We start from the raw sequence: 26,999 nt of genomic DNA, 5'->3' as shown, positions 1-26,999 counted from the left end.
AACTCGGCGCGAACGGTCAAGTGGCGTTTGTCACGCCGCCACCGCGACGCGTTCGCGGATCATGTCCGCCGCCTTTTCCGCGATCATGATCGTGGGCGCGTTGGTGTTCGAGCCGATGAGCGTGGGCATCACCGAGGCGTCGATCACGCGCAGCCCGTCCAGCCCGCGCACCTTGAGTCGCGCGTCGACCACCGCGCGGGCGTCGTCGTCGGCGCCCATGCGGCAGGTGCCGACGGGGTGGTAGATCGTCTCCGCATTGGCGCGGACCCAGGCGTCGATCTCGGCATCGGTCCGGACATCGCGGCCGGGGGCGAGTTCGTCGCCGCGATAGGGATCGAGCGCCGTCTGTGACGCGACGTCGCGCGCGATCTTCACGCATTCGCGCATCACGCGGCGATCCTCGGGGGTGGCGAGATAGTTGGCGAAGATCGTGGGGTCTGCGAACGGATCGGCCGACGCCAGCCCTATCCGGCCGCGGCTTTCGGGGCGGAGCTGGCAGAGGTGGAGCGAGAATCCGTCGCGCTTCACCTTCACCTTGCCATGGTCGCGCATGATCGCCAGCACGCCGTGGATCTGGACGTCGGGGCGCGACAGCCCCTCGCGCGAGCGGACGAACGCGCCGCTCTCCAGGAATTGCTGGCGGCCGAGCCCGGTGCCCTTGAAGAGATATTCGAGCCCGACCGCGAGCTGCCGCAGCCCCTTCGTCGCGGAATAGCCGGTGACGAGATCGTGGCACGACCAGTTCATGATGATGTCGAGATGGTCCTGGAGGTTCTCGCCGACGCCGGGCAGATCGTGGACCGGCGTGACGCCCGCCGCCGAGAGCCGCGCAGGATCGCCGATGCCCGAGAGCTGGAGGATCTGCGGCGACTGGACCGCGCCCGCCGACAGCAGCACCTCGCCCGCGACCTCGACGCGCGCGCGGCGGCGACCGACCGCGTATTCGACCGCGACCGCGCGGCCGCGCTCCAGGACGATGCGCGTGGTTCGCGCGCCGGTGACGACCGTCAGGTTCGCGCGCTCCAGCACCGGGCGGAGATAGGCGGCGGCGGTCGACCAGCGCTGGCCGCCGTTGATCGTCAGATCGTAGCGGCCGAAGCCCTCCTGCGCGTCGCCGTTGAAATCGGGGGTGACGGGGTAGCCTGCCTGCTGCCCGGCGGCGATCAGCGCGTCGTGGAACGGGCTGTCGCTTTCGCCGCCCGAGATGCGCAAGGGGCCGTCGCTGCCGTGCAGCTCGCCGCCGCGGTGATGCCCCTCGAGCCTGCGGAAATAGGGGAGGACGTCGTCGAATGCCCAGCCGGCGAGCCCCATCTGGCGCCACTCGTCATAATCCTGCGGGTGGCCGCGGGTGTAGACCATGCCGTTGATCGACGAGCTGCCGCCCAGCCCCCGGCCGCGCGGCCACCAGAGCCGGCGGTTGTCCATGTGCGGCTCGGGCTGGGTCCAGAAGCCCCAATTGTGCTTCGACTTCTTCTTGATGAGATTGCCGACGCCGGCGGGCATGCGGACGATCATCTCCATGTTCGTGCCGCCCGCCTCGAGCAGGCATACGGTGGCGGCGGGGTCTTCGCTCAGCCGTGCAGCGAGGGTGCAGCCGGCGCTGCCGCCGCCGATGATGACGTAATCGTAGCCGGTCATTCGCTCTCTCTCCTGCTTCCCCCATATTTCCGTTCGCCCTTCGACAGGCTCAGCCCGAACGGGGAGGGGGTTCTTCATTCTACGGCACCAGCACCAGCTTTCCGACCATGTCGCTTGCGCGCATCGCGTCGAAGGCGGCGCGCCAGTCGGACAGCGGATACTCGGCGTGGACGCGGGGGCGGATCGTGCCCGCCTCGGCCAGCGCCCAGATCGCGTCGAGATTTTCCGCGCCCTGCTCGGGAAAGCGTCGGCCATATTCGCCCGCGCGCACCCCGATCACCGAGAAGCCCTTGATGAGCGGGATGTTGGTGGCGACGTCCGCGATCCGGCCCGAGGCGAAGCCGACGACCAGCAGGCGCCCGCCGAACGCGACACAGCGGGTCGATTCGTCGAACACGTCACCGCCGACGGGATCGAACACCACATCCGCGCCGTCGCCGGTCAGATCCTTCACCGCATCGCGGAAGCCCGGCGAGGGGACGATCGCGGCGGGGGCATAATCCCCCATGACGGTCGCCAGCTTCTCCACCGAGCGCGAGGTGGCGATGACGCGGCAGCCGAGCGCGCCCGCGAGATCGACCGCGGCGAGCCCGACGCCCCCGGTCGCGCCGTGGACGAGAACCCACTCGCCGGGCTCGACCCGCGCGAGGCGGACGAGCGCGACATAGGCGGTGAGATAGGCGGTGCCGACGCTGGCGGCCTCGGCGAAGGAGAGGTGGGCGGGCTTGCGGCGGACCGCGGCGGCGTCGACGCGGACGATCTCGGCGAACCCGCCGAGCCGGGTGCCTGCGACGACCGCTTCACCGGGGGCGAACCCGTCTCCGGCGATCACCTCGCCCGCGACTTCCATGCCGGGGACGAAGGGGAGCGGTGGCTTCAACTGGTATTCGCCGCGCGTCATCAGCAGATCGGGATAGTTGAGCGACGCCGCGCGGACGCGGATCGTGACCGTCCCCGGCGCCGCGGCGGGCGCGGTGACGTCGGCGATCGCGGTGCCGGACAGATCCGGCGACAGCGCGGAGACGACGAGCGCCTTCACGCCTGTTCCGGCGGGACCGCGAGGATCGACAGCATGCGTTCGAACAACGTGTTCATGTCGAGATGCGGCGCGTGGAGCTTGCCGTGACCGAGCATCATCAGCGCATAGGCGCGTATGTCCGCCTCCTCGCGATCGAACCCGGCTTCCTCCAGGCAGGCGCCGATGAAGCGAAGCAACATCGCGTCGTGGCGCTCGACCGCGGCCTGCGCGCGGCTGTCGCTCTCCGCCCAGGCGCGCATCGCGATGCCGAGGCGCGATAGCCCGCGCCGCCGGACGGTCTGGCCCAGCAGGCGGATGCGATCGATCGGATCGGGCGCGGCGCGCTTGAGCGACTCCACCAGTTCCGCGATGTGCGCGTCGGAGAAATAGTCGGCCAGCCGGTCCTGGTACGCCGCGAAGTCCGCGAAATGATGGTAGAAGCTGCCGGTCGAGACGCGCAGTTCCTCCGCCAGCGGGCGCAGCTTGAGCGCGCGCAGCCCACCACGGCGAAGCAGCGACTGCCCGGCCTCCAGCCAGTCCTTCTGCGTCAGATCGGGGGCCCGCGCGGCAGCGGCGGGTGACCGGCTCGGACTTGACATCGCATCGACCATAACGAAGGTTATGCTGGAACGGCGCGGGCGTAAAGACGCCAGACGGTCGGAAAGTGGACGGAGAGCGATTTCATGCCAGACGCCTATATCATCGACGCGTGCCGTACACCCCGCGGGATCGGCAAGCAGGGCGCCAACGGGAAGATCGGGGGCGCGCTGGCGGACATGCATCCACAGCATCTGGCGGCGACGGTGCTGAAGGCGATCAGGGAGCGCAACGGGATCGACACCGCGGACGTCGATGACATCATCTGGTCGACCAGCACGCAGCGCGGGAAGCAGGGTGGCGACCTGGGGCGGATGGCGGCGCTCGACGCGGGATACGACGTCAAGGCCAGCGGCACGACGCTCGACCGGTTTTGCGGGGGCGGGATCACCGCGGTGAATTTCGCCGCGGCGCAGATCATGAGCGGCATGGAAGACCTCGTCATCGCCGGGGGGACCGAGATGATGTCGCTGACCGCGGCGATGTCCGTGGAGGACATGCAGGCGGGCAAGCCGCCGCAGCTGATGGGATCGGGCAATCCGCGGCTGAACCTGTCGCATCCGCAATCGCACCAGGGCGTGTGCGGCGACGCGATCGCGAGCATGGAAGGGATCGACCGCGAAGCGCTGGACGCGCTGGGGCTGGAAAGCCAGCGCAAGGCGAAGATCGCGATGGACGAGGGGCGATTCGACAAGTCGATCGTGCCCGTCGTCGACGATGCTGGAAACGTGGTTCTCGACCGTGACGAATATCCCCGGCCGCAGACGACCGCGGAAGGACTGGCCGCGCTGAAACCCTCGTTCACCGCGATCGCGGACATGCCGTACGACGCGAAGGGCAGCACCTTCCGCAAGCAGATCAACGCGAAATACCCCGACCTGACGATCGAGCATTTCCACCATGCGGGCAATTCGAGCGGCGTCGTCGACGGTGCGGCCGCGGTGCTGCTGGCGTCGAAGGCCTATGCCGACGCGCACGGGCTGAAGCCGCGTGCGAGGATCGTCGCGATGGCCAATATCGGCGACGATCCCACGCTGATGCTCAACGCGCCGGTCCCGGCGGCGCGCAAGGTGCTCGCGAAGGCGGGACTGTCGGTCGAGGATATCGACCTTTGGGAGATCAACGAGGCGTTCGCGGTGGTGGCGGAGAAGTTCATCCGCGACCTGGACCTCGATCGCGCGAAGGTGAATGTCAACGGCGGATCGATCGCGCTCGGGCATCCGATCGGCGCGACGGGCGCGATCCTGATCGGCACGGTGGTGGACGAACTGGAGCGGACCGGCGGGCGCTACGGCCTCGTCACGATGTGCGCGGCGGGCGGGATGGCGCCGGCAATCATCGTCGAGCGCGTCGACGGCTGACGCGAGAACGGACGGGGGCGGGGACTGTCCCCGCTTCCGTCGCCATAAGGCCGACCAGCGCAATCGCGGCGGCGACGAGAGGATATCATGCTCCATCCCCTGGCCCACGCCCGGAACACGCCCGACAAGCCCGCCTATATCATGGCGGCGTCCGGCGAGACCGTCACCTATGGCCAGCTCGACGCGCGCGCGGACCAGGGATCGCAGCTGATCCGGTCGCTGGGGCTGAAGCGCGGCGACGGGATGGCGGTGCTGATGGACAATTCGGCGCGGTATCTGGAAGTGATGTGGGCGGCGGAGCGCAGCGGCGTCTATTGCACCGCGATCTCGTCGAAGCTGACCGCGGCGGAAGCGGAATATATCCTGCGCGACGGCGATTGCCGCGTGCTGGTCGCGTCAAAGGGGGTGGCGGGGTGTGCGGAAGCGCTGCTGCCCGCGATCCCGGACGTGCGGCGCTTCATGGTCGACGGGACGATCCCCGGGTACGACAGCTTCGAGGATGCGCGCGCGGCGATGCCCGCGGAGGCGATCGCGGACCGCTCGCCGGGCGGGATCATGCTGTACTCGTCGGGGACGACGGGACAGCCCAAGGGGGTGAAGCACAAGCTGAGCGAACTGGGAATGGGCGAGGAGGTGACCCCGCTCGTCCGCCTGGGAGTGGGGCTGTACGCGTTCACGCCCGACATGATCTATCTCAGCCCCGCCCCGCTGTACCATGCGGCCCCGCTGCGCTGGTCGATGGCGGTGCAGTCACTGGGCGGCACCGTGGTGGTGATGGAGAAGTTCGATCCCGAGATGGCGCTCGAGTATATCGGGCGCTACCGCGTGACGCATGCGCAGTGGGTGCCGACGCACTTCATCCGCATGCTCAAGCTGCCCGACGACGTGCGCGCGACGTACGACGTCTCGTCCTTGCAGGCCGTGTGGCACGCCGCGGCGCCGTGCCCGATCCCGGTCAAACAGGCGATGATCGACTGGTGGGGGCCGATCGTCGGGGAATATTATGCGGGGACCGAGGGCAGCGGGTTCCACGCGATCTCCGCCGCGGAATGGCTGACGCACCGCGGATCGGTGGGGCGCAACCTGACGTCCGAGACGAAGATCTGCGACGACGAGGGCGATCCGATCGACGCGCCGCGGACCGAGGGGACCGTCTATTTCGCGAACGGGCCCGCCTACGAATATCACAACGACCCGGGCAAGACCGCGGAGTCCGCGAACCGGCATGGCTGGACGACGCTGGGCGATGTCGGCTGGATCGACGAGGAGGGGTATCTGTACCTTACCGATCGCAAGAGCTTCATGATTATCTCGGGCGGGGTGAACATCTATCCCGCCGAGATCGAGAACCTGCTGGTGACGCACCCGGAGGTGGCGGACGTCGCGGTGATCGGCGCGCCGCACGAGGAGATGGGCGAGGAGGTGATCGCGATCGTCCAGCCGCGCGACCTTGGCGCGGACCGCGCAGCGCTGGCGGATCGGCTCAACGCGTTCGCGCGTGCGAACCTGAGTCATGTGAAGGCGCCGCGCCGGTTCGACTTTCGCGACGAACTTCCGCGTGCGGAAACGGGCAAGCTCTACAAGCGGCTCTTGCGCGACGAGTACTGGAAAACGGGCACGCCGGCATGAGCTGGAACTTCGCGGACATGATCGAGGCGGTCGAGGCGGAGATCCCCGCCGACCGCGTCGCGCTGGCGCATGGCGACCAGGTGATCGACTGGGGCGAGCTGCGCCGGCGGTCGAACAATCTCGCGCAGGCGCTGGTGGCGCGGGCGTTCGTGCCGGGCGAGCGGCTGGCGTTCTATTGCCACAATTGCGCGGACTATCTCGTCGCGCTGGTGGCGTGCTGGAAGGCGCGGGGGACCCATGTCAACGTCAACTATCGCTATGTGGCGGACGAACTCGCGTACATCCTCGACGATTCGGATGCGACGGTACTGATCTACGGTACGCCATTGCGCGACGCGGTGGCCGCGGTGGTCGGGCGCGCCAGCAAGGTGCGGACCTATATCGAAATCGGCGAGGAGGCCGCGCCGTTCGCGGAGCGCTTCGCCGATCTGGCGGAGACGGGCGAGGGCGAACCGCTGACGATCGAACGCTCGCCCGACGACCAGCTGTTCCTCTATACCGGCGGCACCACCGGCATGCCCAAGGGCGTGGTGTGGGCGCACCGCGACCTGAACGCGATCGGCCTGGGAATCGCGGCGTCGCAGGGGCTGCCGGTGCCGCAGGATCTGGCGGAGGCGGCGACGTTCGCGGCCGCCAACCCGGATTACCCGAAGGTGGTGTGCGGGCCGCCGCTGATGCATGGGACGGGGCTGCTCAGCGCCTATGGCGCGCTGCTGGCGGGCGGGTTCGTCGCCACGCTGCCGAGCCTGCATTTTCATGCCGAGGAAGTCCTCGACGCGGTCGATCGCTGGCGCGCGACCCGTATCATCGTGGTGGGGGACGCATTCGCCCGGCCGGTACTCGACGCGCTCGATCGCGAGCCGGGCCGCTGGGACGTGTCGAGCGTACGGCTGATCGTGTCGTCGGGGGTGATGTGGACGCAGGGCGTCAAGGCCGGGCTGCTCGCGCACATGCCCGATGCGGTGTGCCAGGACAATTTCTCGTCGTCGGAGGCGCTGGGGATGGGCGCGTCGATGACGACGCGCGACGGCACCGTCGAAACTGCACGGTTCATGCTCGGCACGCGGTGCCGCGTGCTCGACGACGACGATGTCGACGTGGCGCCGGGATCGGGCGCGACCGGCAAGGTGGTGCTCGGCGCGCCGATGCCGGTCGGCTATCACAAGGACCCGGAGAAGAGCGCGCGGGTGTTCCGCGAGATCGGCGGCGCGCGCTACACCGTGTCGGGCGATTTCGCGCAGGTGTTGGCGGACGGCACGCTGGTGCTGCTCGGCCGCGGCTCGGCGTGCATCAATACCGCAGGCGAGAAGGTGTTTCCCGAGGAGGTCGAGGAGGCGCTGAAGACGCATGCCGCGGTCGACGACGCGCTGGTCTACGGCGTGCCCGACGAGCGATGGGGGCAGGCGGTCGCGGCGACGGTGCAGGCGACGGGCGGGGCCGACGAAGGCGAGTTGCGCGCGCATGTCCACGGCGTGCTTGCGGGATATAAATGCCCGAAGCGGATCGCGGTGACGGGGGAATCGCTGAGGGCTGCGAACGGGAAGGCGGATTACGCGAAGGCGAAGGCGATCGCGGGGATTTGAGTGTTCGTCACCCCGGATTTGATCCGGTGTGACGGTAGCTTCACAAGGGCGCGAGCGTGCGCTCCATCGCCGGCATGCCCGTCACCGCGGCCTCGTCGCGCAGCAGGGCCCAGCCGCTGGGGCCGAGCACCTCGATCGGGCGGTAGCGGACCTTGTAGGCCATCCGCGCGGAGCCCTTCACCCAATAGCCCAGATAGACATAGGGCAGCCCGGCGGCGCGCGCGCGCAGGATGTGATCGAGGATGATGAGCGTGCCGAGGCCGGGACGCGCCTCTTCGTCCGCGGCGAAGAAGCTGTAGATCATCGACAGGCCGTCCGCCTGCCGGTCCGTCAGGCACGCGCCGACGAGGCGGCCGCGCTCTCCGTTGGTGCCAGGCTCGCGATATTCGACGATGACGGAATTGACCGGCGACTGCTCGATCATGTCGGCATAGTCGTCCTCGTCCATCCCGGCCATCCCGCCGCCGGGGTGGCGCGCGCCGAGATAGCCGCGCAACAGCTGGTACTGCTCGTCGGTCGCCCAGGGGCGGCAGGCGTTGACTTCGAGATCGGCGTGGCGGCGGATCAGCTTGCGCTGCGTTGCATTCGCCTCGAAATCATGCGTGACGACGCGCACCGACACGCACGCGCTGCACCCCGCGCAGCTGGGGCGATAGGCGACGCCCTGGCTGCGGCGAAAGCCGATCCGGCCGAGCGCGTCGTTCAGCTCGGTAGCGTGCGGCCCGGTGAGTTCGGTGAACACCTTCCGTTCCTGCCGGTCGGGCAGGTACGGGCACGGCGCGGGGCTCGTCACGAAGAAACGCGGAAAACGGAAAGGCGCAGTCACCGCCGGCAAACCCCTTTTCGGCACGCGTCCGACGCGCCGTCGCCCCTGCTATGAATCGTCGGCGGGGCGCTGAAAAGCGGCTTTACCATGATAGAGGGTTAACGCGTGCGAAAGAGTCTTTCCAGCACGCGTTTGGCGGGGGCGGGGGCGGGGGCGGGGGCGGGGGCGGGGGCGGGGGAGGACCATCCGTTCGTCTCGAGTAGCCGTCGAGCCCTTCGGCTGGCTGGCAAGCCAGCCGCTCAGGATAAACTTCGGCGCAAGCGCCGAAGTCGAGACGGCGTATCGAGAGCTCGCCTCACAAGCAGGTCTCTCGATACGGCCTCTCGACTTCGCTCGATCCCTACTCGAGACGAACGGAGTGGGCGGGAATGGATGCGTCCTATGCCAGCTCCACCGTCGTCGTCTCGTATCCCGCCGCGATCAGCGCGGCGACGAGCCGGTCGAGATGCGCGCGGTCGCGGGCTTCGCACTCGATGTCGGTGATGAGGCCCTTGGCGGGAAGCGTCGTGAAGACGCGCTGGTGATACACCTCGATGATGTTGACGCGTTCCTGATCGAAGATCCGCGCGACGTTGTAGAGCGCGCCGGGCTGGTCCTGGAGCCGGATGCGCAGCCGCGCGAGCCGGCCCGAGCGCGCGAGATCGCGCAGCAGCACGTTGGCGAGCAGCCGGGTGTCGATGTTGCCGCCGCACAGCACGACGCCGACCGTCTTCCCCGCGAACCGTCCGGGATGCTGGAGCAGCGCGGCGAGGCCGGCGGCCCCCGCGCCCTCGACCACGGTCTTCTCGATCTGGAGCAGCAGGCTGACCGCCTGTTCGAGACTGCGCTCGCTGACCAGCACGATGTCGTCGACCAGCCGCGCGACCATCTTCGCGGTGATGCCGCCGGGTTCCTTGACCGCGATGCCTTCCGCCAGCGTGTCGCCCGCGCATGGCATCGTCGTGCCGTTGATGCGGTTGTACATCGACGGGAACAGCTCCGCCTCGACGCCGACCACATCGATATCGCGGCCCGCCGCCTTGGCGACGGTGGCCATGCCGGAGATCAGCCCGCCGCCGCCGATCGGCGTGACGATCGTGTCGATCGCGGGCACGTCCTCCAGCATCTCGAGCGCGACGGTGCCCTGTCCGGCGATGACGCGCGCGTCGTCGAACGGGTGGACGAAGGTGTAGCCCTGCCGCGCCTCGAGCACGCGCGCGTGCGCATAGGCGTCGTCGAAGGTGTCGCCCTCGAGGATCACGCTGGCGCCGTGGCTCTCGGTCTGCATCACCTTCACGGTCGGGGTGGTGCGCGGCATCACGATCGTGGCGGGGATGCCGAGCCGGTGGGCGTTGTAGGCGACGCCCTGCGCATGATTGCCTGCCGACGCCGCGATCACGCCCTTGGCGCGCGCCGCCGCGTCGAGCTGGAGCAGCGTGTTGAGCGCGCCGCGCTCCTTGAAGGCGGCGGTGAACTGGAGGTTCTCGAACTTCAGGTACACGGTCGCGCCGGTCAGCTGCGACAGCGTGCGGCTGATGAGCGTGGGGGTGCGCACGATCGAATCGCGAATACGATCATGCGCGGTGCGGACGTCCTCGATCGAGACGGGCAGGGTGTCTTCGGTCTTCAACACGGTCGCCACAAAACCTCCGTTCGCCCTGAGCTTGTCGAAGCCCGTCCTGAGCTTCGCCGAAGGGGGCTGTCCTTCTTCTCCGACCGGGAAAGAAAAGGGCAGGGCTTCGACAAGCTCAGCCCGAACGGTGGAGATGCGGGCGCACTAGACCATCTGGCGCGTGGGGGAAACACCGCCTATCGCGGGCGCCATGAGGATCGCATTCATCGGCACGGGCGTGATGGGCGCCCCGATCGCAGGGCATCTGGCGAAGGCCGGGCACGCCGTCATCGTCTACAACCGCACGCGCGCGAAGGCGGAGGCGACCGGGCTGGCGGTCGCGGACACGCCTGCGGCCGCCGCGAAGGACTGTGACGCGGTGTTCGCCTGCGTCGGCAACGATGCGGATCTGGAGAGCGTGACGCTGGGCACCGACGGCGCGTTCGCGGCGATGCGCGACGATGCGGTGTTCGTCGACCACACCACCGTCTCCGCCGATATCGCGCGACGGCTCGCCGGGGAACGCGCGCTGGTGGTCGACGCGCCGGTGTCGGGCGGGCAGGCGGGCGCGGAAGGCGGCACGCTGTCGATCATGTGCGGCGGCTCGGCGGAGGCGATGGCGAAGGCCGTGCCGCTGATGCAGGCCTATGCCGCGCGGATCGTCCATGTCGGCGCCGCGGGCGCGGGGCAGCAGACCAAGATGTGCAACCAGATCGCGATCGCGGGCGTGATCGAGGGCGTCGCGGAGGCATTGCGGTTCGCGCAGAAGAGCGGGCTGGACACGGCGAAGGTGCTGGAGGCGATCTCGGGCGGCGCGGCGCAGAGCTGGCAGATGGTCAACCGCTGGCAGTCGATGACCGAGGACCGGTTCGATTTCGGGTTCGCGATCGACTGGATGCGCAAGGACCTGGGGCTCGCGCTCGACGAGGCGAAGCGCAACGGCGCGGTGCTGCCGGTGACCGCGCTGGTCGACCAGTTCTATGCCGAGGTGCAGGGCATGGGCGGTGCGCGACAGGATACCAGCGCGATCGTGCGGAGGCTGCCGAAGTGAGGTGGGGGAACGTCTCCGTCATCCCGGCGAAAGCCGGGATCTCGTACCGCAGGGGCGACCGTGGTGGCACAGGAGAGCGATCCCAGCTTTCGCTGGGACGATGGCTAGCGTGCGCGCTCGTCGCTCTCGCGTTCCCAACACCCGCAATGGCGGACGCGCTGATCGACAATGTCGCGGGGATCACGCTCGACAAGGAGGGCCGCGTCGTGCGGTTCACCGGAATCCAGATGTCGCTCGACGGCAAGGTGACGAAGCTGTTGTCGGCCAGGGACAAGCGCCCCGAGCGGCCCGACTGGCGCGCTGACCTGAAGGGCAAGGTGCTGCTGCCCGGCTTCATCGACGCACACGGGCACGTCATCGGACAGGGATTCCGTGCGCTGTCGCTCGACCTGTCGACGACGACCTCGCTCGACGAGGCGAAGGCGCGGATCGCGGCCTATGCGGCGGCGAACCCCGATCGCAAGTGGATCGTCGGCGGCGGCTGGAACCAGGAGGCGTGGGGGCTTGGGCGGTTCCCGACCGCGGCGGATCTCGACGCGGTGGTGAGCGACCGGCCGGTGTGGCTGGCGCGCGCCGATGGGCATGCCAGCTGGGGCAATTCGATGGCGCTGCGCGAGGCGGGCGTGACCGCGAAGAGCGTCTCGCCGCCGGGCGGGCGGATCGAGAAGACCGGCGCGCAGCCGTCGGGCGTGTTCGTCGACGCGGCGCAGGCGCTGGTCGACAAGGCGGTGCCGCAACCGCTGCCAAAGGAGCGCGACGCCGCGTTCCTGCGCGCGCAGGCGATCCTGTTGAGCCACGGCGTGACCGCGGCGGCGGACATGGGCACTTCGCTCGACGACTGGCTGACCTATCGGCGGATGGGCGACATCGGCGCGCTGCGCCTGCGGGTGATGGCCTATGCCGGCGGGGTCGACACCGCGATCCGGATCGGCGGCAAGGGGCCGACGCCGTGGCTGTACGGCGACCGGCTTCAGCTGGGCGGGGTCAAGATCTATGCCGATGGCGCGCTCGGCTCGCGCGGGGCGTGGCTGAAGGCGCCCTATGCGGATGCGGCAGGGCAGACGGGGGCGGGGTTCCTCACCGACGCGCAGTTGCAGAACCAGATGAGCCGCGCGGCGATGGACGGCTATCAGGTCGCGGTCCACGCGATCGGCGACCGTGCGAACCGGCAGGCGCTCGACGCGATCGAGGTCCTGGGAGAGACGTACAAGGGCGACCGGCGCTGGCGCGTCGAGCATGCGCAGGTGATCGATCCCGCCGACTTGCCGCGGTTCGGGAAGTTCGGGACGATCGCGTCGATGCAGCCCGTCCACCAGACGAGCGACCGCGTGATGGCGGAGGCGCGGCTGGGTCCGGCGCGGCTGGCGGGGGCGTATGCCTGGGCGTCGATGCTGCGGAACGGCAGCAAGCTGGCGTTCGGGACCGACTTTCCGGTCGAGACGCCCGATCCCTTCGCGACCTGGGCGGCTGCGTTCACGCGGACCGGCGCGGACGGCCAGCCCTATGGCGGGTGGCAGCCGCAGGAGGCGGTGACGCGCGAGCAGGCATGGTGGGCGATGACGGGCGGCGCGGCCTATGCGGGGTTCGCGGAAGGCAAGTTCGGCTCGCTCCAGCCCGGTCAGCGCGCGGACTTCATCATCGTCGACCGCGACCCGACGCTGGCGAGCGCGAGCGAGCTGCGCGCGAGCAAGGTGGAGCAGACGTGGGTCGGCGGGGAGAAGGTGTTCGAGGCGAAGTAGGGGAATGGTGCGCGCGGCAACCGTGGCGCTTGCAGCGCGTCGGGTGCTGGCGTCTTGATCGTGGATGGATTGTGGCGGAAGATCGGACCGATGCGTGGCCATATTCTGGTCGTCACATGCGCAGCGGGACTTGAGGGGGAGCGCTAAATTCATATCGTCGCGGAGCCGGCTGTCGAAGTCCGACCACGGCAAGGTCATCTGCGTGGCGACGCGCTTGGCGTCGGGAACGTCGACCGGGACGGCGATCTGCGCGTCCGGTCGTGATCGGAAAAGGCATTGGCGAAAGCCGTATCGATCAGGGCCGTCGAATGGACATATGGCGGCTCCCCGAGCGCGGCCCATCTCGCATCGCGCACCGATCGCGTGCGGTAAGAGGGCTTATCGTACGAGTGCGATCATCGACTTCGCGGAGCGCCGTCTCGAGAACATCGAGTGCTCGCTGTTGTCGCGCACGACCTGAAGCGGGCTGATATCCTTGTGGAAGGTGGCTCCGAACAGATCGTTTCGCGACCACACGACCGTGGCGACCGCCCTGAGATTTTTCAGGCAGACCAGTATCTCTTCACCCGGCTGAATAGCCATCTCACCGAAAAAGCAGATGCCGAGGGCCGAGATATCCTTGATGTGGACCTCGTATGTCGTGCGATCCGCAATCACATTCGCTGCGAGACTGGTTGGAAAGCGTTGTGACTGGCGCAGGTCCCGTCTGGACTGCGCATCGTGCAATGAACCCATCGGAATCTCCCGGCTCGACGATGGCGCCTGGCACTATACCGCGCAGGTGATTTTTACGGGTCACCAAAGCATCGCCATGCCGTCCTATTGCATCCAGAACGGATCTTTCATGACGGGCGATAATGAATCGCGATTAACGGTGATTTTTTGTCAGTAATTCCGTTCATTTAGCGTCGACGGCAAGCCTAAGACTCCCGCAATGCAGGTTTCTCGTATCCGGCGCGCCGGTCGCTACGCCGCTGTATCCCGCCTGCAGGGCAAGTCGCTGACCGCGCAGGTCCGGTCGATGAGGATGGACGCGGGGTGGATTCGTCGCGACATCGTCGCGCGGATCCTGTCGCTCAGGCCACCGCCGCTTCCGTCACCGCCACACCCACTTCGTCGGGCTCGCGCAGAACGTAGCCGCGGCCCCAGACCGTTTCGATGTAGTTCTCGCCGTCGCAAGCCATGCTGAGCTTCTTGCGCAGCTTGCAGATGAAGACGTCGATGATCTTCAGCTCGGGCTCGTCCATGCCGCCATAGAGGTGGTTGAGGAACATTTCCTTGGTGAGCGTCGTGCCCTTGCGCAGGCTCAGCAGCTCGAGCATCGCATATTCCTTGCCGGTCAGGTGGACGCGGCTGCCATCGACCTCGACGGTCTTGGCATCGAGGTTCACCGCCAGCTTGCCGGTCCTGATGACACTTTGCGAATGACCCTTCGAGCGGCGGACGACGGCGTGGATGCGCGCGACCAGTTCCTCGCGATGGAACGGCTTCGTCACGTAATCGTCGGCGCCGAAGCCGAAGCTGCGGACCTTCGAATCCATCTCGTTCACGCCCGACAGGATCAGCACCGGCGTCTGCACCCGCGCCACGCGCAGCTTCTTGAGCACGTCGTAGCCGTGCATGTCGGGCAGGTTCAGGTCGAGCAGGATGATGTCGTAGTCATACAGCTTGCCCAGATCGAGGCCCTCTTCGCCCAGATCGGTCGTGTAGATGTTGAAGCCTTCGGTCGTGAGCATCAGCTCGATCGCCTTGGCCGTCGTGGGCTCGTCTTCGATCAGCAGTACGCGCATCAGGCAATCCCCCGTTCGGAAAGCCGCAGGATCACCCCTGATCCGGCCCCTGAGATTCATTAACCAAACGGGGTGTGAAGGCAAAAGGTTAATTTTCGGCTAAGCGCCTGATTCGCGAGGGTCGTTTTGCACGCGCGCGGCGAGCAGCGTCTGGTGCTCGGCCCTCGGTATATCCTCGCCAAGCGTTTCGCGCAGGTAAAGACTGCGTACGAGCGTGAAGATCACGACGAGCAGCGCGGCGGAGAAGAACAGCCCGAACACGCCGAAGACGGTCCCGATCGCCAGGATCGCGAACAGCGTGATCGCGGGCGGGATCGCGACGACGCGCGAGGTGACAAACGGGGTGATGATGTTCGTCTGGACGACGCGGACGACCGCATAGGTGACCAGCGTGCCGATGATCGCGCCGGTCCCCTGCGTCGCCGCGAGCCCGAGCGCGGGGAGCATCGCGGCGATCGGCCCGACATAGGGGACGAACTCGCTGAGCCCGGTGAGCAGCCCCAGCGCGGCGGCCGAGGGCACGCCCGCGATCCACAGGCCGACGCCGACGAGGACCCCCATCGTCGTCATCTGGATCAGCTGCGCGCGCAGCCACAACTTGAGCGTCGAGGCGACGTCGAACAGCGCATCCTCGATCGCGGCACGCTTCGACGGCGGCATCAGCAGGAGGAAACCGCGCTCGTACACCGTCGGATCGACCGCGAGGAAGATCGCGCCGACGAAGACGAGCAGTGCGTTGAGGATCATCTCGCCTGCGCCCCGCGCCAGTCCGCCGATGTCCTGCGCGACGCGGCTGCCCGCGAACGCGGCCTGCACCGCATCGACGATCTTCGCGCCGACGGGCGAGCGTGAGAGGTACGCCGCGAACTGGTCGAGGATCGCGGGGAGGCGGGTGACGAGGACGTTGACCTGCTGGCGGAACTCCACCCCGAACAGCCAGCCGAGGAACGAGACGATCGCGACGACGGTGAGGATCGCGAGCGCCAGCGCGGGCTTCGCGGGGAGGCGCGCGTGGGTGCGATACATGTCCGCGATCGCGTGGATGACGATCGCGCCGAGGATCGAGCCGAACGCGAGGATCAGCAGGTCACCCGCGAGATAGAGTGCGGCGGCGACCGCGCCGACGACGATCGTGAGGACGAGGCGGCGCAGGTAGCGTGCGTCGTCGGCGTCGGGGGCGAGGCGATTCATGGCGAGCGTGGTGGCAGCGGCGGTGCTGCGCCGCAAGGGCGGTGGCGGTCCGTGGGTGAATCGAGGCTCATGGTCGCCGGGGCGACGTGGCTGCAACTGATCCGCCCCTTGCGGGAGAGCCGCTCAATCCCGCAGCCGGTCCGCCAGGAACGCGATCAGCGCCTCGACGCGGGCGGGGCGCAGCGGGCTGGGGGGGGTGAGGAGATGGAGGCCGATCGGCGCAGGGGTCCAGGCGTGCAGGATCTCGACGACCGCGCCCGTCGCCAGCGTGTCGCCGAGGATGAAGGCGGGCAGCCGCGCGATGCCGAGCCCGGCGACGAGCGCGGGCATCAGCGCATCGCCGCTGTTCGCCGCGAGCGGCCCGGCGGGCCTGACCGACACCTCCGCGCCGCCGGGGCCGCGAAAGCGCCACGGGCCGACGATGTTGGTATAGCCGAGCAGCCGGTGTTCGCCGAGCTGGCCCGGGTGGGTCGGCGTGCCGTGTTTCGCCAGATAGGCGGGCGCGGCGACGATGTGCGCAGGGATGCTGCATAGCCGCCGCGCGCGTAGCGAGCTGTCGGGCAGGTCCGCGATCCGGAGTGCGACGTCGAACCCCTCGGCGATGATATCGACGCGCGCATCGGACAGGTGCAGGTCGATCTCGATGCCCGGATGCGCAACGAGGAAATCGGGGAGCAGCGGCGCGATGTTGCCGACGCCGAAGGTCATCGGCACCGCCAGGCGGATCCGGCCTGCGGGTGCGGTCGCGCCGTCGCACGCGGCCTCTTCGGCCGCGATCGCCTCCGCCAGGATGCGCCGCGCACGTTCGGCAAGCGGAATCCCCGCCTCGGTCAGCGCGATCCGGCGCGAGGTGCGGTGGAACAGCGACTGGCCGATATGCGCCTCGAGCCGGGTCACCGCCTTGGATACGGTCGCCTTGCTGACGCCGATCGCCTCGGCCGCGGCGCTGAACGAACGGTGCTCCGCTACTGCGGCGAAGATCGCCCAGGCTTCGAGATCGGGGAGTCGCATACGGCAATCCTTGAAACGATCGGTTTCCGACGTTTCCATTTTCTAGCTGTCAAGCAACCCCTATCTGGTGTTCGACGCTAAAGGAGGGTCCCATGACCACCACCACGACAACCGCCATCGACCGCCGCCCCTTCGCGACGCTGGGCCACGCCGACCATGGTTGGCTCGACGCGCGGCACCATTTCAGCTTCGCGAGCTATTACGATCCCGCCCGGATGGGCTGGGGCGCGATCCGCGTGTGGAACGACGACGCGATCGCGGCGCAGACCGGCTTCCCGCCGCACCCGCACAGCGACATGGAGATCATCACCTATGTCCGTTCGGGCGCGATCACGCACAAGGACTCGATGGGCAATGCGGGCCGCACCGGCGCGGGCGACGTCCAGGTGATGAGCGCGGGTTCGGGCGTCCGGCACGCCGAGTATAATCTCGAGGACGAGACGACGACGCTGTTCCAGATCTGGATCGAGCCGCGCACGAAGGGCGGATCGCCGAGCTGGGGCGCCAAGCCCTTTCCCAAGGGCGAGCGCTCGGGCCAGTTCGTCGCGCTGGCGAGCGGGTTCGCCGAGGATGCCGACGCGCTGCCGATCCGCGCCGATGCGCGCGTGCTGGGCGCGACCGTGAAGGCGGGCGACACCGTCGAGTACGCGATCGGCGAGGGGCGGCACGTGTATCTCGTTCCCGCGACCGGACGGATCACGATCGACGGCCAGCCGTTTGCGACGCGGGACGGTGCGGCGATCCTCGGTGGGCGGACGATCGCGATCGTCGCGCAGGAGGATGCCGAGATCGTGCTCGTCGATTCGGAGTGACCATCATGGCCCCCGGCGCGTGCCGGGGGCCGATCTTCAATCAGGGAAACGCTTCATGACCAAGGTTCTCGTCCTCTATTACTCGTCCTACGGCCACATCGAGGCGATGGCGGATGCCGTTGCCGAGGGCGCGCGCGCCGGCGGCGCCGAGGTGGACATCCGCCGCGTGGCCGAAACCGCACCCGATGCGGTGGTCGAATCGGCCGGTTTCAAGACCGACACCGCGCACCCCGAGATCGAGGGCCCCGATGCACTGGTGGCCTATGACGCGATCATCGTCGGCGCGCCGACGCGGTTCGGGCGGATGCCCAGCCAGATGGCGAGCTTCTGGGACACGACCGGTGGTCTATGGTTCGGCGGCAAGCTGATCGGCAAGGTCGGCGGCGCGTTCACCTCGACCGCGAGCCAGCATGGCGGGCAGGAGACGACGCTGATGTCGATCATCACCAACCTGCTCCACCACGGCATGACGATCGTCGGGCTCGATTACGGGTTCCAGGGGCAGATGGGCCTCGACGCGGTCAAGGGCGGGACGCCGTACGGCGCGTCGACGCTGGCGGACGGCGACGGCTCGCGGATGCCGAGCGCGGTCGAGCTCGACGGCGCTCGCTATCAGGGCAAGCGGATCGCGGAGACGGCGGCGAAGCTGGCTAGATAAGCCATTGCTCTAATCCCGTTCGTGCTGAGCATGTCGAAGCACCGTCCTTTTTTTCCCGGGTTGGAGAAAAAGTACAGCACTTCGACACGCTCAGTGCGAACGGGTTTGGGGATAGGGTGCGCACCGCAATTTCGCGAGCGCGGTGTCGAGCGCTTGCAGGAAGCGCGAGCGATCCACCTTCGAGAAGGGGGCGGGGCCTCCTAGCTGCTCGCCACCCGCGCGCAGATCCGCCATGATCGCGCGGGTGGCGATCGCGCCACCGATCGAGCTGGTGGTGAAGGGCCTGCCGGTGGGCGACAGAACGACCGCGCCCGCCTTCAGCGCGCGATCCGCGAGCAATATGTCTGCGGTCACCACAATCGTGCCGGGGGCTGCGGCCTCCGCGATCCAGTCGTCGGCGGCGTCGAAGCCGTCGCTCACCACGACGCGCGACACCAGCGGATGGTCGGGCACGCGCAGATGGCTGTTGCTGACGATCGTGACGGGCACGCCGACGCGCCACGCGACGCGGTAGATCTCGTCCTTCACCGGGCAGGCGTCGGCGTCGACGAGGATGCGGCGGGGGTCGGGTACGGTTGCCACTCGCGGTTACCCTACCCCGGCGCAGGCCGGGGGCCAGTCTCGGCGCGCAGCGCCGATCGCGCTGCCGCGCGAGGCCTTGCTCGGGGCTGGGCCCCGGCGTGCGCCGGGGTACGGCGGCATCCTGATACTACCCCCGACGCGGGCCGCCGGGACGGCCGCCCGGCCGCGGTGCGCCGCCGGTGGGGCGGGCGCGGTAGGGGGCGGGGCGTCCGCCGCCGGCGTTCGAGCGGTTCGCGCCGCCGCCCTGGCTGCGCTGTTCGGGCGGGGGCGGGCCGTCCATCGGGATAATCATCACGCCGTTCTCGTCCTCACCGTCCGCATTGGCGGTCGCCTTGATCGCCTGTGCGAAGCGGTCCGCGACACCGCGGGGGACCTGGAACTGCGTCTCGGTCTGGCCAATGCGGATCGCGCCGATCTCGGCCTTCGTCACATGGCCGCGGCGGCAGATCAGTGGCAGCACCCAGCGCGGATCGGCGTTCTGGCGGCGGCCGATGTTCATGCGGAACCACACGACGTCGTCGAACCCCGCGCGATGCGCTGCGCTGGCCTGCGGATCGGCGGTGGGCGAGCGGTCGATCAGCTCCTCGGGCTGCGGCATCGCGGCGCGGTGCGCATGGACCAGCGCGCCCGCGATCTCCTCGGGGGTGCGCTGCGCCATCAGCTGCTCGGCGAGCGCGCGGTCCTCGTCGTCAATCTCGACCGGGGCCATCAGCGTCTCGAGCAGGCGCTCGCGATCCTTGGCGCGGATATCCTCGGCGGTCGGGACGTTGCCCCACTCCGCCGCGATCCGCGCACCGCGCAGCATCCCCTCGACGCGACGCCGCCGCGGATACGGGACGATGATGACAGCGGTGCCCTTCTTGCCCGCGCGGCCGGTGCGGCCCGAGCGATGCTGGAGCACCTCCGCATCGCGCGGGATCTCGACATGGACGACCAGGCTGAGCGTCGGCAGGTCGATCCCACGCGCGGCGACGTCGGTCGCGACGCAGACGCGCGCGCGGCGGTCGCGCAACGCTTGGAGCGCAGCGTTGCGCTCGTTCTGGCTATGCTCGCCCGACAGCGCGACCGCGGCGAACCCGCGCTCGGCCAAGCTAGCGTGGAGGTGACGGACATTGTCGCGTGTCGCGCAGAACAGCATCGCCGTCTCCGCCTCGTAGAAGCGCAGCAGGTTGATGACGGCGTGCTCGATGTCCGACGGCGCGACCGTCACCGCGCGGTAGGCGATGTCGCCATGCCCGCGATCCTCGCCGACGGTCGAGATGCGCAGCGCGTCGCGCTGGTAGGTCTTGGCGAGCCGCACGATCGGCTGCGGCATCGTCGCGGAGAACAGCAGCGTGCGACGCTCCTTTGGGGTCGCGTCGAGCAGCGTCTCGAGATCCTCGCGGAAGCCCATGTCGAGCATCTCGTCCGCCTCGTCGAGAACCGCGACGCGAAGCATCGAGAGGTCGAGCGCGCCTCGCTCCAGATGGTCCTTCAGGCGGCCGGGCGTGCCGACGACGATGTGCGTGCCGTGGTTGAGCGCGCGGCGCTCGCGGCTGGCATCCATCCCGCCGACGCAGGTCGCGATGCGCGCATGCGTGCCAGCGTAGAGCCACGACAGTTCCTTGGCGACCTGCAACGCCAGTTCGCGCGTCGGTGCGATGACGAGCGCCATCGGCAACGCGGCCGACGGAAGAACCCCCTCGTTGAGCATCTGCCCGGCCATCGCGAGCCCGAAGGCGACGGTCTTGCCCGAGCCGGTCTGCGCGGAGACGAGCAGGTCGCGACCATCGGCCGCGGGCTCGATCACCGAGGCCTGAACGGGGGTGAGGGTTTCGTAGCCGCGCGCGGTCAGCGCCTCGGAAAGGGCGGGGGTGAGATCGGGAAAGGACATGAGGCTTTTCGATATGGGCCACGGCGCGGCCGATGCAACGGGCAGCGAGTATCGGGGCTGTGAACTGTGAGCGGCTGCGATAGCACGGATGGCGCGGTGTGGCCACCCGCTCCTCCCGGCCTGTGGGGAGGGGGACCATGCGAAGCATGGGGGAGGAGGGGGCGTGCCGCGCGCGAACCGCTTGTGGCGATCCCCCTCCACCATTCGTTGCGCGAACGGTCCCCAGTTCGAGGTCGTTCGTGCCGCCCAGCACGAACTTGGATTGCCTGGGGCAATCCAACCTCGAACTCCGCGGGCGGGGAGGATCTTTGGAGGATGCGAAAAAGGGCCGGGATCGCTCCCGGCCCTTTTCGTGTGGCGGCCGACACGGGAGCAAGTCCCGTGTCGTCGGTCGCTGCTGTGCCGCGCCGGCCGGCCTCGTGCCGTCTCGTCGTCAGCTTGCGCTGACGTCGTGCGGCGTCGCGGGCGCTCAGGCGCCGGCGACTTCGGCGGTGTCCACCTTGATGCCCGCGCCCATCGTCGACGAGATCGCGACCTTGCGGACATACTTGCCCTTCGCACCCGACGGCTTCGCCTTCACGATCGCGTCCACCAGCGCGTCGAAGTTCGCGCGCAGGTCTTCCGCCGGGAACGACGCCTTGCCGATGCCCGAATGGATGATGCCCGCCTTCTCGACGCGATACTCGACCTGGCCGCCCTTGGCCGCTTCCACGGCGGCAGCGACGTTCATCGTGACGGTGCCCAGCTTCGGGTTCGGCATCAGGCCCTTGGGGCCCAGCACCTTGCCGAGGCGACCGACGACGCCCATCATGTCCGGGGTCGCGATGCAGCGATCGAAGTCGATCTTGCCGCCCTGGACGATCTCCATCAGGTCCTCCGCGCCGACCACGTCGGCCCCGGCGGCGAGCGCCTCCTCGGCCTTCGCGCCGCGCGCGAACACGCCGACGCGCACCGTCTTGCCGGTGCCCTTGGGCAGCGTCACCACGCCGCGGACCATCTGGTCTGCGTGACGCGGATCGACGCCCAGGTTCAGCGCGACTTCGATCGTCTCGTCGAACTTCGAGGTGGCGCCGGTCTTGGCGAGGCCGATCGCCTCGTCAACGCCGTACAGCTTCTCGCGGTCGATCGTGATCGCCTTCTGCTTCTTGCTCACGAATGCCATGATCTCAGCCCTCCACCACTTCGAGGCCCATCGCGCGGGCGGAACCTTCGATGATCTTGGTCGCAGCCTCGATGTCGTTGGCGTTCAGGTCCTTCATCTTCATCTCGGCGATCTCGCTGAGCTTCGAGCGCGCGATCTTGCCCGCGGACACCTTGCCCGGCTCCTTCGAGCCCGACTTCAGGTTCGCCGCCTTCTTGATGAGGTAGGTGGCCGGCGCGGTCTTCGTCTCGAACGAGAACGAGCGATCGGCATAGACGGTGATGACGGTGGGCAGCGGCGTGCCCTTCTCGACTTCGCCGGTCGACGCGTTGAACTGCTTGCAGAATTCCATGATGTTCACGCCGCGCTGACCCAGCGCCGGCCCGATCGGCGGCGAGGGGTTTGCGGCGCCCGCGGGCACCTGCAGCTTGATATAGCCTGTGATCTTCTTTGCCATGTCACTCTCGTTTCAAGTTTAGCGGTTCAAGCGGACGCCTTCGCGCCCTCCCGCAGCATTCCAGCGATGGTACGGTGGAAGCGCGGGCGCATAGCGGATGTGGGGAGCGTTGGGAAGGGGTCGTCGAGCCACAATCGCGAATGGCACCGCGAGATGTGGATGGGGCGTACAGCGACCTTGGTTCCGCCCCATCCCGCCCGGGCTCGACCCAGGCATCGTCTTCCGGTTATGGGCCGGACGTCGCTGACCGATCTGTAGCAGGCTGACGCTGGATGGCAAAGAGAGGGACGACGCGGGAGTAAATCCCGCGTCTTCGTCGGACGGGTTCGCTCTGGGAGCGACCCGCCGGCCGGTCGAGCGTCGTCTCGACGATAGCTTCGCTATCGGCGTGCGACACTCGAAATGCGGTTTCGCCTTATTTCGAGCGCTCGACCTGCTCGAAGTCGAGCTCGACCGGGGTCGCGCGGCCGAAGATCGAGACGCTGACCTTGACCTTCGACTTGTCGAAGTCGAGCTCTTCCACGGTGCCGTTGAAGCTGGCGAAGGGGCCGTCGAGCACCTTGACCGCATCGCCGATCTCGTAATCGACCTTGACCTGCGTCTTGGGCGCGGCGGCGGCTTCTTCCTTGCTGTTCAGCATCCGCGCGGCCTCGGCCTCGCTGATCGCCTGGGGCTTGCCCATGCTGCCGAGGAAGCCGGTGACCTTGGGCGTGTTCTTGACGAGGTGATAGACCTGGTCGGTCATGTCGAGCTTGGCGAGGACATAGCCGGGCATGAACTTGCGCTCGACCGCGATCTTCTTGCCGCGGCGCGCCTCGGTGACGGTCTCGGTCGGCACCTCGATCTGCTCGACCAGCGTCTCGAGACCCATCCGGGTCGCCTCCGCCATGATCGAATCGCGGACCTTGCCCTCGAACCCGGAATAGGCGTGGATGATGTACCAGCGCGACATCGTATAGTCCTCGATCAGATCTGTTAGCGGGCGAGCGCGAGCAGCGCCTTGACGGTCGCGTCGAACACCGAATCGACCGCCAGGAAGAAGATCGCGAGGATCGTCGTCATGATGACGACCATCACCGCGGTCATCATCGTCTCGCGCCGCGTCGGCCAGACGATCTTGCGCGTCTCGGTCTGGACTTGGCGGAGGAACTCGATCGGGGTCGTCTTGGCCATGCGCGTTGCGCCTCGAAATGCATGCAGCGAGGCATAGGTCCGCTACCGCCGCCCCGGCGTTCGGGGCAGCGGCAAGGGTCCGTCCTCGCTATCGGATGGGCTGCGCATGTAATCCGATGCGACGGCGAGGGCAAGCCCGCGTGCCCCGGCGTGTCCGATGCGGCTTTTCCGGGCGACCGGCGTTATGCGGGACGACCAGGCAGAGGGGACGGGCATGATCGGCAGCAAGGCGGAACTCGACAGGGTGCGCGAGGAAATGCGCGCCTCGGTGACGAAGCGCGCGCTCGTCTCCGCAGGCGCGGCGGCGGTGCCGATCCCGGGCGCGGATCTGGTGGCGGACATCGGCCTGCTGACGAAGATGCTGCCCGACATCTCGAAGGCGTTCGAGCTGGATCACGACCAGGTGCAGAAGCTCGATCCCAAGATCGGGCAGCAGGTGCTGGTGATGGCGGCGAGCATGGGCAACACCGTGATCGGGCGGATGGTGACGAAGCGGATCGTGCTGATGCTGCTGCGCCGCGTCGGCGCACGCGTGGCGACCGCGTCGGTAGCGAAGTTCGTGCCGTTCGCAGGCACGGCGGTGGCGGCGGGAATCAGCTTTGGTGCGATGAAGCTGGTCGGCGATGCGCATATCGAGGACTGCTATCGCACCGCGCTGGCGCTGCTGCCGGGGGAGGGTGGCGCGTCGGTGGCTACGGTCTGATCGCGCGAAATTTTGGAGAAAATTCGCATGAAGTGTTTCGCTGTCGCCGCCGTCATGCTTGCGATCACTCCGGCCATCGCACCCGCGGCGGACATTTCCACCCACGTCCTCGATCTCGCGCGCGGCGTCGGCGGGCAGGGGGTGCCGGTCGTGCTGTTGCGGCAGGAGAAGGCGGGCTGGCGCGAGGTCGCGCGCGGCACCACCGATGCGGCGGGGCGCGTCCGCTCGTTCGGCGATAGCGCGACGTTCCCTGCGGGGGTCTACAAGCTGCAATTCGACATGACGCGCTATCCGAGTGCGGACGCGACGCCGTTCTTCCCGGAGATCGATCTGGTGTTCCGCGTCAGCGATGCGGGCGCGCATTATCACGTGCCCGTCGTCGTCAGCCCTTACGGCTATTCGACCTATCGCGGCAATTGATGCGGGAAGCGTGGCAGGGGAGCTCGGACTCGAACCGAGGGCCTTCGGTTTTGGAGACCGACGCTCTAACCAACTGAGCTACACCCCTGTGCGGTCGTCGCCATTAGCGAGGTCCGCGCGCCGGGGCAAGCGCCCCGGCATATCCATCCTCAATACGTGATCCGTGTCGCGACGATGCCGCGCGCGGCGAGCTGGCGCTGGACGCTGTCGGGGCCGGCGAGATGCCCCGCGCCGACCGCGATGAAGACGGTGCCCGGGCGTGCCATGCGCTGCTGGATCCACGTCGCCCATGCCTTGTTGCGATCGGTCAGCAGCAGCTTGCCGACCTCCGGCGAGTCCTTCAGATTGTCGTTCATCGCGGCGGCGAGTGCGTCGGGATCGCCCTTCGACCAGTCGGCGACCATCGTCCGCATCGTCTCCGCGCCCTTGGGCAGTTCGTCGATCGTGCTGTCGAGCAAGGCCTTCTGCGCCTTGGCGGAGAGCGAATCGAAGATACCGAGCTGGCCCTCGAACGTCTCCAGCCCAATCACCGGCTTCTTCGCCTGCTTGGCGGCGGCGGCCAGCACCGTCTCCGGGCCCTGCTGGGGATCGTAGCCGAGCTTCTGCAGCGGGATGATCGTGAGGCTCATCGCGGCGAACCACGGCCGCATGCGGTCGAACGCGCCGACGGGCAGGCCGTTGTCGGTCAGGACCTTGGCCATCGTCGCGCGGCGGGCGGGGGTGAGGGTGGTGCTGAGCGGGGTGGGATCGGGGTTCACCGCCTTGGTCGCGACGATGCCCGCGGCGGTCCTCTGGTCGGGCTGGACCATCTCGAGCACCAGTTCGCCCGAGCGATCGAACGCGGTCTTGACCGCTTCGTCGAACCAGGTGAGGCCGGGTTTCAGGACATGGATCGTCCCGAACAGGTAGATCGTCGTGTCCTTGTCCTTCACGACCCAAAGCGCAGGGTCGGCGTCCGCGGGCGCCGCCGCCTGCGGGGTGGGGCGGGCGCAGGCGGGGAGCGCGAACGCCAGCGCGATCGCGGACAGGGCGGTGCTGAACGGGCGGAATGTCACGGGCTGGCGATCCTCGATCTGAAACGTCGCATGGCTGTATCGCGCGGGGGCGCGGCATACCACTTCGATTCGGCGCTCTTGATCGTTCCGGCCCCATCCGCCAAAGCCCGCGGCGTGACCCAGACACCCGATCGCCCCTTAAGCTTCCAGCGCATGATCCTCACGCTCCACGATTACTGGAGCGAGCGGGGCTGCGCGATCCTGCAACCCTATGACATGGAAATGGGGGCAGGCACGTTCCACCCGGCGACGACGCTGCGCGCGCTGGGGCCGAAACCGTGGAACGCGGCGTTCGTCCAGCCGTGCCGCCGCCCGACCGACGGGCGCTATGGCGAGAACCCCAACCGGCTCCAGCATTATTACCAGTACCAAGTGATCCTGAAGCCCTCGCCGCCCGACCTGCAGGAGCTGTACCTCGGCTCGCTCGCCGCGATCGGGGTGGACATGTCGGTTCACGACATCCGCTTCGTCGAGGACGACTGGGAAAGCCCGACGCTGGGCGCGTGGGGGCTGGGCTGGGAGGTCTGGTGCGACGGGATGGAGGTGACGCAGTTCACCTATTTCCAGCAGATGGGCGGGTATGACTGCAAGCCCGTGGCGGGCGAGCTGACCTACGGGCTCGAGCGGCTGGCGATGTACATCCAGGACGTCGACAATGTCTACGACCTGGCGTTCAACGACGCCGGAGTGACGTATGGCGACGTGTTCCTCGAGAACGAGCGCCAGATGTCGACGTGGAACTTCGAGGTGGCGGATACCGACCGTCTGTTCGACCTGTTCCGCAAGGCGACCGCGGAGTGCGAAAACTGCCTCGAAGCGAAGCTGCCGATCCCCGCGTACGAGCAGGCGATCAAGGCCAGCCACATTTTCAACCTGTTGCAGGCGCGCGGGGTGATCTCGGTCGCGGAACGGCAGGCCTATATGGGGCGCGTGCGCGATCTGGCGAAGGCGAGCTGCGCGGCGTGGATGGAGAAGAACGGGTGGGCGGCGTGACCAGCGGTTTTGTAAACCGATGCGCGTCTTTTAGCCGTACCCCGGCGAAGGCAGGGGCCCAGCCCATATCAAACAATTCGCGCGGTAGTGCGATCGGCGCTTCGCGC

General features: G+C 68.1%; 26 protein-coding genes and 1 tRNA gene. 10 read left to right on the top strand and 17 right to left on the bottom strand.

All coding sequences use genetic code 11. The annotated features are described in order from the left end of the window. Nucleotides 1-30 precede the first annotated feature (30 nt). The 3 genes from ACV7NO_RS14635 to ACV7NO_RS14625 all read right to left on the bottom strand — a co-directional run bounded on the left by ACV7NO_RS14635 (nucleotide 31) and on the right by ACV7NO_RS14625 (nucleotide 3,255). Nucleotides 31-1,638: a choline dehydrogenase gene (locus tag ACV7NO_RS14635; RefSeq protein ID WP_463406697.1), complete on the bottom strand. Its 1,608-nt coding sequence runs from the start codon at nucleotides 1,636-1,638 to the stop codon at nucleotides 31-33. A 79-nt stretch (nucleotides 1,639-1,717) separates the two neighbouring features. Then, nucleotides 1,718-2,677: an NADPH:quinone oxidoreductase family protein gene (locus tag ACV7NO_RS14630; protein ID WP_463406696.1), complete on the bottom strand. Its 960-nt coding sequence runs from the start codon at nucleotides 2,675-2,677 to the stop codon at nucleotides 1,718-1,720. Continuing rightward, nucleotides 2,674-3,255, bottom strand: coding sequence for a TetR/AcrR family transcriptional regulator (locus ACV7NO_RS14625; RefSeq protein WP_463406695.1), 582 nt, complete (start codon nucleotides 3,253-3,255; stop codon nucleotides 2,674-2,676). Before ACV7NO_RS14625 ends, ACV7NO_RS14630 begins: the two co-directional genes overlap by 4 nt. Nucleotides 3,256-3,339: 84 nt before the next feature. On the opposite strand from ACV7NO_RS14625, the gene ACV7NO_RS14620 reads away from it, so the two are divergent. The 3 genes from ACV7NO_RS14620 to ACV7NO_RS14610 all read left to right on the top strand — a co-directional run bounded on the left by ACV7NO_RS14620 (nucleotide 3,340) and on the right by ACV7NO_RS14610 (nucleotide 7,826). Further along, nucleotides 3,340-4,614, top strand: a complete 1,275-nt coding sequence (locus ACV7NO_RS14620; RefSeq protein ID WP_463406694.1) for an acetyl-CoA C-acetyltransferase — start codon at nucleotides 3,340-3,342, stop codon at nucleotides 4,612-4,614. A gap of 87 nt (nucleotides 4,615-4,701) precedes the next feature. Then, on the top strand, nucleotides 4,702-6,243 hold the full coding sequence (locus tag ACV7NO_RS14615) for an acyl-CoA synthetase (RefSeq protein ID WP_463406693.1): 1,542 nt from the start codon (nucleotides 4,702-4,704) through the stop codon (nucleotides 6,241-6,243). Then, the gene (locus tag ACV7NO_RS14610; RefSeq protein WP_463406692.1) at nucleotides 6,240-7,826 is read left to right on the top strand and encodes an AMP-binding protein; all 1,587 of its coding nucleotides are present in this window, start codon (nucleotides 6,240-6,242) and stop codon (nucleotides 7,824-7,826) included. The genes ACV7NO_RS14615 and ACV7NO_RS14610 overlap by 4 nt, the downstream gene beginning before the upstream one ends. 40 nt (nucleotides 7,827-7,866) lie before the next feature. Here ACV7NO_RS14610 and ACV7NO_RS14605 read toward each other — a convergent pair whose 3' ends face one another. Both ACV7NO_RS14605 and ACV7NO_RS14600 read right to left on the bottom strand, forming a co-directional pair. Continuing rightward, nucleotides 7,867-8,652, bottom strand: a complete 786-nt coding sequence (locus ACV7NO_RS14605) for an arginyltransferase (RefSeq protein WP_463406691.1) — start codon at nucleotides 8,650-8,652, stop codon at nucleotides 7,867-7,869. 379 nt (nucleotides 8,653-9,031) lie between these two features. Further along, on the bottom strand, nucleotides 9,032-10,273 hold the full coding sequence (locus tag ACV7NO_RS14600) for a threonine ammonia-lyase (protein WP_463406690.1): 1,242 nt from the start codon (nucleotides 10,271-10,273) through the stop codon (nucleotides 9,032-9,034). 181 nt (nucleotides 10,274-10,454) lie between these two features. Here ACV7NO_RS14600 and ACV7NO_RS14595 point away from each other — a divergent pair, with 181 nt between their 5' ends. Together ACV7NO_RS14595 and ACV7NO_RS14590 are read left to right on the top strand one after the other, a co-directional pair. Continuing rightward, nucleotides 10,455-11,294 carry an NAD(P)-dependent oxidoreductase gene (locus ACV7NO_RS14595; RefSeq protein ID WP_463406689.1) on the top strand — a complete coding sequence of 280 codons (840 nt, stop codon included), beginning with the start codon at nucleotides 10,455-10,457 and terminating at the stop codon, nucleotides 11,292-11,294. A 146-nt stretch (nucleotides 11,295-11,440) separates the two neighbouring features. Continuing rightward, nucleotides 11,441-13,033: an amidohydrolase gene (locus tag ACV7NO_RS14590; RefSeq protein WP_463406688.1), complete on the top strand. Its 1,593-nt coding sequence runs from the start codon at nucleotides 11,441-11,443 to the stop codon at nucleotides 13,031-13,033. A gap of 378 nt (nucleotides 13,034-13,411) precedes the next feature. Here ACV7NO_RS14590 and ACV7NO_RS14585 read toward each other — a convergent pair whose 3' ends face one another. From ACV7NO_RS14585 to ACV7NO_RS14570, 4 genes are all read right to left on the bottom strand, one after another. Then, entirely contained in the window at nucleotides 13,412-13,768 is a 357-nt protein-coding gene (locus tag ACV7NO_RS14585) for a PilZ domain-containing protein (protein WP_463406687.1), read from the bottom strand. A gap of 341 nt (nucleotides 13,769-14,109) precedes the next feature. Further along, the gene (gene ctrA / locus ACV7NO_RS14580; RefSeq protein WP_463406686.1) at nucleotides 14,110-14,823 is read right to left on the bottom strand and encodes a response regulator transcription factor CtrA; all 714 of its coding nucleotides are present in this window, start codon (nucleotides 14,821-14,823) and stop codon (nucleotides 14,110-14,112) included. A 99-nt stretch (nucleotides 14,824-14,922) separates the two neighbouring features. After that, nucleotides 14,923-16,014 (bottom strand): AI-2E family transporter, encoded by a 1,092-nt coding sequence (locus ACV7NO_RS14575; protein ID WP_463406685.1) that lies wholly within the window; start codon nucleotides 16,012-16,014, stop codon nucleotides 14,923-14,925. Nucleotides 16,015-16,137: 123 nt separating this feature from the next. Next, nucleotides 16,138-17,025 (bottom strand): LysR family transcriptional regulator, encoded by an 888-nt coding sequence (locus ACV7NO_RS14570; RefSeq protein WP_463406684.1) that lies wholly within the window; start codon nucleotides 17,023-17,025, stop codon nucleotides 16,138-16,140. Nucleotides 17,026-17,117: 92 nt separating this feature from the next. On the opposite strand from ACV7NO_RS14570, the gene ACV7NO_RS14565 reads away from it, so the two are divergent. Then, entirely contained in the window at nucleotides 17,118-17,837 is a 720-nt protein-coding gene (locus ACV7NO_RS14565; protein ID WP_463406683.1) for a pirin family protein, read from the top strand. Between the two features lie 55 nt (nucleotides 17,838-17,892). Beyond that, nucleotides 17,893-18,495: an NAD(P)H:quinone oxidoreductase gene (gene wrbA, locus ACV7NO_RS14560; RefSeq protein WP_463406682.1), complete on the top strand. Its 603-nt coding sequence runs from the start codon at nucleotides 17,893-17,895 to the stop codon at nucleotides 18,493-18,495. Between the two features lie 90 nt (nucleotides 18,496-18,585). Here the strand turns inward: wrbA and ACV7NO_RS14555 are convergent, their stop codons facing one another. The 6 genes from ACV7NO_RS14555 to secE form a co-directional block, all read right to left on the bottom strand. Continuing rightward, nucleotides 18,586-19,077: a YaiI/YqxD family protein gene (locus tag ACV7NO_RS14555; RefSeq protein ID WP_463406681.1), complete on the bottom strand. Its 492-nt coding sequence runs from the start codon at nucleotides 19,075-19,077 to the stop codon at nucleotides 18,586-18,588. A 127-nt stretch (nucleotides 19,078-19,204) separates the two neighbouring features. Continuing rightward, nucleotides 19,205-20,950: a DEAD/DEAH box helicase gene (locus ACV7NO_RS14550; protein ID WP_463406680.1), complete on the bottom strand. Its 1,746-nt coding sequence runs from the start codon at nucleotides 20,948-20,950 to the stop codon at nucleotides 19,205-19,207. Between the two features lie 469 nt (nucleotides 20,951-21,419). After that, the gene (gene rplA / locus ACV7NO_RS14545; protein WP_463406679.1) at nucleotides 21,420-22,112 is read right to left on the bottom strand and encodes a 50S ribosomal protein L1; all 693 of its coding nucleotides are present in this window, start codon (nucleotides 22,110-22,112) and stop codon (nucleotides 21,420-21,422) included. Between the two features lie 4 nt (nucleotides 22,113-22,116). Further along, nucleotides 22,117-22,548 (bottom strand): 50S ribosomal protein L11, encoded by a 432-nt coding sequence (rplK, locus tag ACV7NO_RS14540; RefSeq protein ID WP_463406678.1) that lies wholly within the window; start codon nucleotides 22,546-22,548, stop codon nucleotides 22,117-22,119. A 415-nt stretch (nucleotides 22,549-22,963) separates the two neighbouring features. Next, nucleotides 22,964-23,500, bottom strand: coding sequence for a transcription termination/antitermination protein NusG (gene nusG / locus ACV7NO_RS14535; RefSeq protein ID WP_463406677.1), 537 nt, complete (start codon nucleotides 23,498-23,500; stop codon nucleotides 22,964-22,966). A gap of 23 nt (nucleotides 23,501-23,523) precedes the next feature. After that, the gene (gene secE, locus ACV7NO_RS14530) at nucleotides 23,524-23,721 is read right to left on the bottom strand and encodes a preprotein translocase subunit SecE (protein ID WP_463406676.1); all 198 of its coding nucleotides are present in this window, start codon (nucleotides 23,719-23,721) and stop codon (nucleotides 23,524-23,526) included. A gap of 214 nt (nucleotides 23,722-23,935) precedes the next feature. Here secE and ACV7NO_RS14525 point away from each other — a divergent pair, with 214 nt between their 5' ends. After that, nucleotides 23,936-24,424, top strand: coding sequence for a hypothetical protein (locus tag ACV7NO_RS14525; protein ID WP_463406675.1), 489 nt, complete (start codon nucleotides 23,936-23,938; stop codon nucleotides 24,422-24,424). A 27-nt stretch (nucleotides 24,425-24,451) separates the two neighbouring features. Beyond that, nucleotides 24,452-24,844 (top strand): hydroxyisourate hydrolase, encoded by a 393-nt coding sequence (gene uraH / locus ACV7NO_RS14520; protein WP_463406674.1) that lies wholly within the window; start codon nucleotides 24,452-24,454, stop codon nucleotides 24,842-24,844. Between the two features lie 11 nt (nucleotides 24,845-24,855). Here the strand turns inward: uraH and ACV7NO_RS14515 are convergent. Then, a tRNA-Trp gene (locus ACV7NO_RS14515) sits at nucleotides 24,856-24,932 on the bottom strand. A gap of 61 nt (nucleotides 24,933-24,993) precedes the next feature. Continuing rightward, a complete protein-coding gene (locus ACV7NO_RS14510; protein ID WP_463406673.1) occupies nucleotides 24,994-25,899 on the bottom strand; it encodes a TraB/GumN family protein in 906 nt (301 codons plus the stop codon). Nucleotides 25,900-26,052: 153 nt separating this feature from the next. Between ACV7NO_RS14510 and ACV7NO_RS14505 the strand changes: the two genes are divergently transcribed. After that, nucleotides 26,053-26,892 (top strand): glycine--tRNA ligase subunit alpha, encoded by an 840-nt coding sequence (locus ACV7NO_RS14505; RefSeq protein ID WP_463407365.1) that lies wholly within the window; start codon nucleotides 26,053-26,055, stop codon nucleotides 26,890-26,892. The last annotated feature ends 107 nt before the right edge of the window (nucleotides 26,893-26,999 follow it).

The organism is Sphingomonas sp. Ell38C01 (assembly GCF_055231975.1).
This window is presented reverse-complemented; position numbering and strand designations above follow the sequence as displayed.

What these genes read in the sequence shown, in the direction of transcription:
- ACV7NO_RS14635 (WP_463406697.1), bottom strand. Translation starts at nt 1,638, where the DNA reads ATGACCGGCTACGATTACGTCATCATCGGCGGCGGCAGCGCCGGCTGC.
- ACV7NO_RS14625 (WP_463406695.1), bottom strand. Translation starts at nt 3,255, where the DNA reads ATGTCAAGTCCGAGCCGGTCACCCGCCGCTGCCGCGCGGGCCCCCGAT.
- ACV7NO_RS14620 (WP_463406694.1), top strand. Translation starts at nt 3,340, where the DNA reads ATGCCAGACGCCTATATCATCGACGCGTGCCGTACACCCCGCGGGATC.
- ACV7NO_RS14615 (WP_463406693.1), top strand. Translation starts at nt 4,702, where the DNA reads ATGCTCCATCCCCTGGCCCACGCCCGGAACACGCCCGACAAGCCCGCC.
- ACV7NO_RS14610 (WP_463406692.1), top strand. Translation starts at nt 6,240, where the DNA reads ATGAGCTGGAACTTCGCGGACATGATCGAGGCGGTCGAGGCGGAGATC.
- ACV7NO_RS14595 (WP_463406689.1), top strand. Translation starts at nt 10,455, where the DNA reads ATGAGGATCGCATTCATCGGCACGGGCGTGATGGGCGCCCCGATCGCA.
- ACV7NO_RS14590 (WP_463406688.1), top strand. Translation starts at nt 11,441, where the DNA reads ATGGCGGACGCGCTGATCGACAATGTCGCGGGGATCACGCTCGACAAG.
- ACV7NO_RS14585 (WP_463406687.1), bottom strand. Translation starts at nt 13,768, where the DNA reads ATGGGTTCATTGCACGATGCGCAGTCCAGACGGGACCTGCGCCAGTCA.
- ctrA (WP_463406686.1), bottom strand. Translation starts at nt 14,823, where the DNA reads ATGCGCGTACTGCTGATCGAAGACGAGCCCACGACGGCCAAGGCGATC.
- ACV7NO_RS14575 (WP_463406685.1), bottom strand. Translation starts at nt 16,014, where the DNA reads ATGAATCGCCTCGCCCCCGACGCCGACGACGCACGCTACCTGCGCCGC.
- ACV7NO_RS14570 (WP_463406684.1), bottom strand. Translation starts at nt 17,025, where the DNA reads ATGCGACTCCCCGATCTCGAAGCCTGGGCGATCTTCGCCGCAGTAGCG.
- ACV7NO_RS14565 (WP_463406683.1), top strand. Translation starts at nt 17,118, where the DNA reads ATGACCACCACCACGACAACCGCCATCGACCGCCGCCCCTTCGCGACG.
- wrbA (WP_463406682.1), top strand. Translation starts at nt 17,893, where the DNA reads ATGACCAAGGTTCTCGTCCTCTATTACTCGTCCTACGGCCACATCGAG.
- ACV7NO_RS14550 (WP_463406680.1), bottom strand. Translation starts at nt 20,950, where the DNA reads ATGTCCTTTCCCGATCTCACCCCCGCCCTTTCCGAGGCGCTGACCGCG.
- rplA (WP_463406679.1), bottom strand. Translation starts at nt 22,112, where the DNA reads ATGGCATTCGTGAGCAAGAAGCAGAAGGCGATCACGATCGACCGCGAG.
- rplK (WP_463406678.1), bottom strand. Translation starts at nt 22,548, where the DNA reads ATGGCAAAGAAGATCACAGGCTATATCAAGCTGCAGGTGCCCGCGGGC.
- nusG (WP_463406677.1), bottom strand. Translation starts at nt 23,500, where the DNA reads ATGTCGCGCTGGTACATCATCCACGCCTATTCCGGGTTCGAGGGCAAG.
- secE (WP_463406676.1), bottom strand. Translation starts at nt 23,721, where the DNA reads ATGGCCAAGACGACCCCGATCGAGTTCCTCCGCCAAGTCCAGACCGAG.
- ACV7NO_RS14525 (WP_463406675.1), top strand. Translation starts at nt 23,936, where the DNA reads ATGATCGGCAGCAAGGCGGAACTCGACAGGGTGCGCGAGGAAATGCGC.
- uraH (WP_463406674.1), top strand. Translation starts at nt 24,452, where the DNA reads ATGAAGTGTTTCGCTGTCGCCGCCGTCATGCTTGCGATCACTCCGGCC.
- ACV7NO_RS14505 (WP_463407365.1), top strand. Translation starts at nt 26,053, where the DNA reads ATGATCCTCACGCTCCACGATTACTGGAGCGAGCGGGGCTGCGCGATC.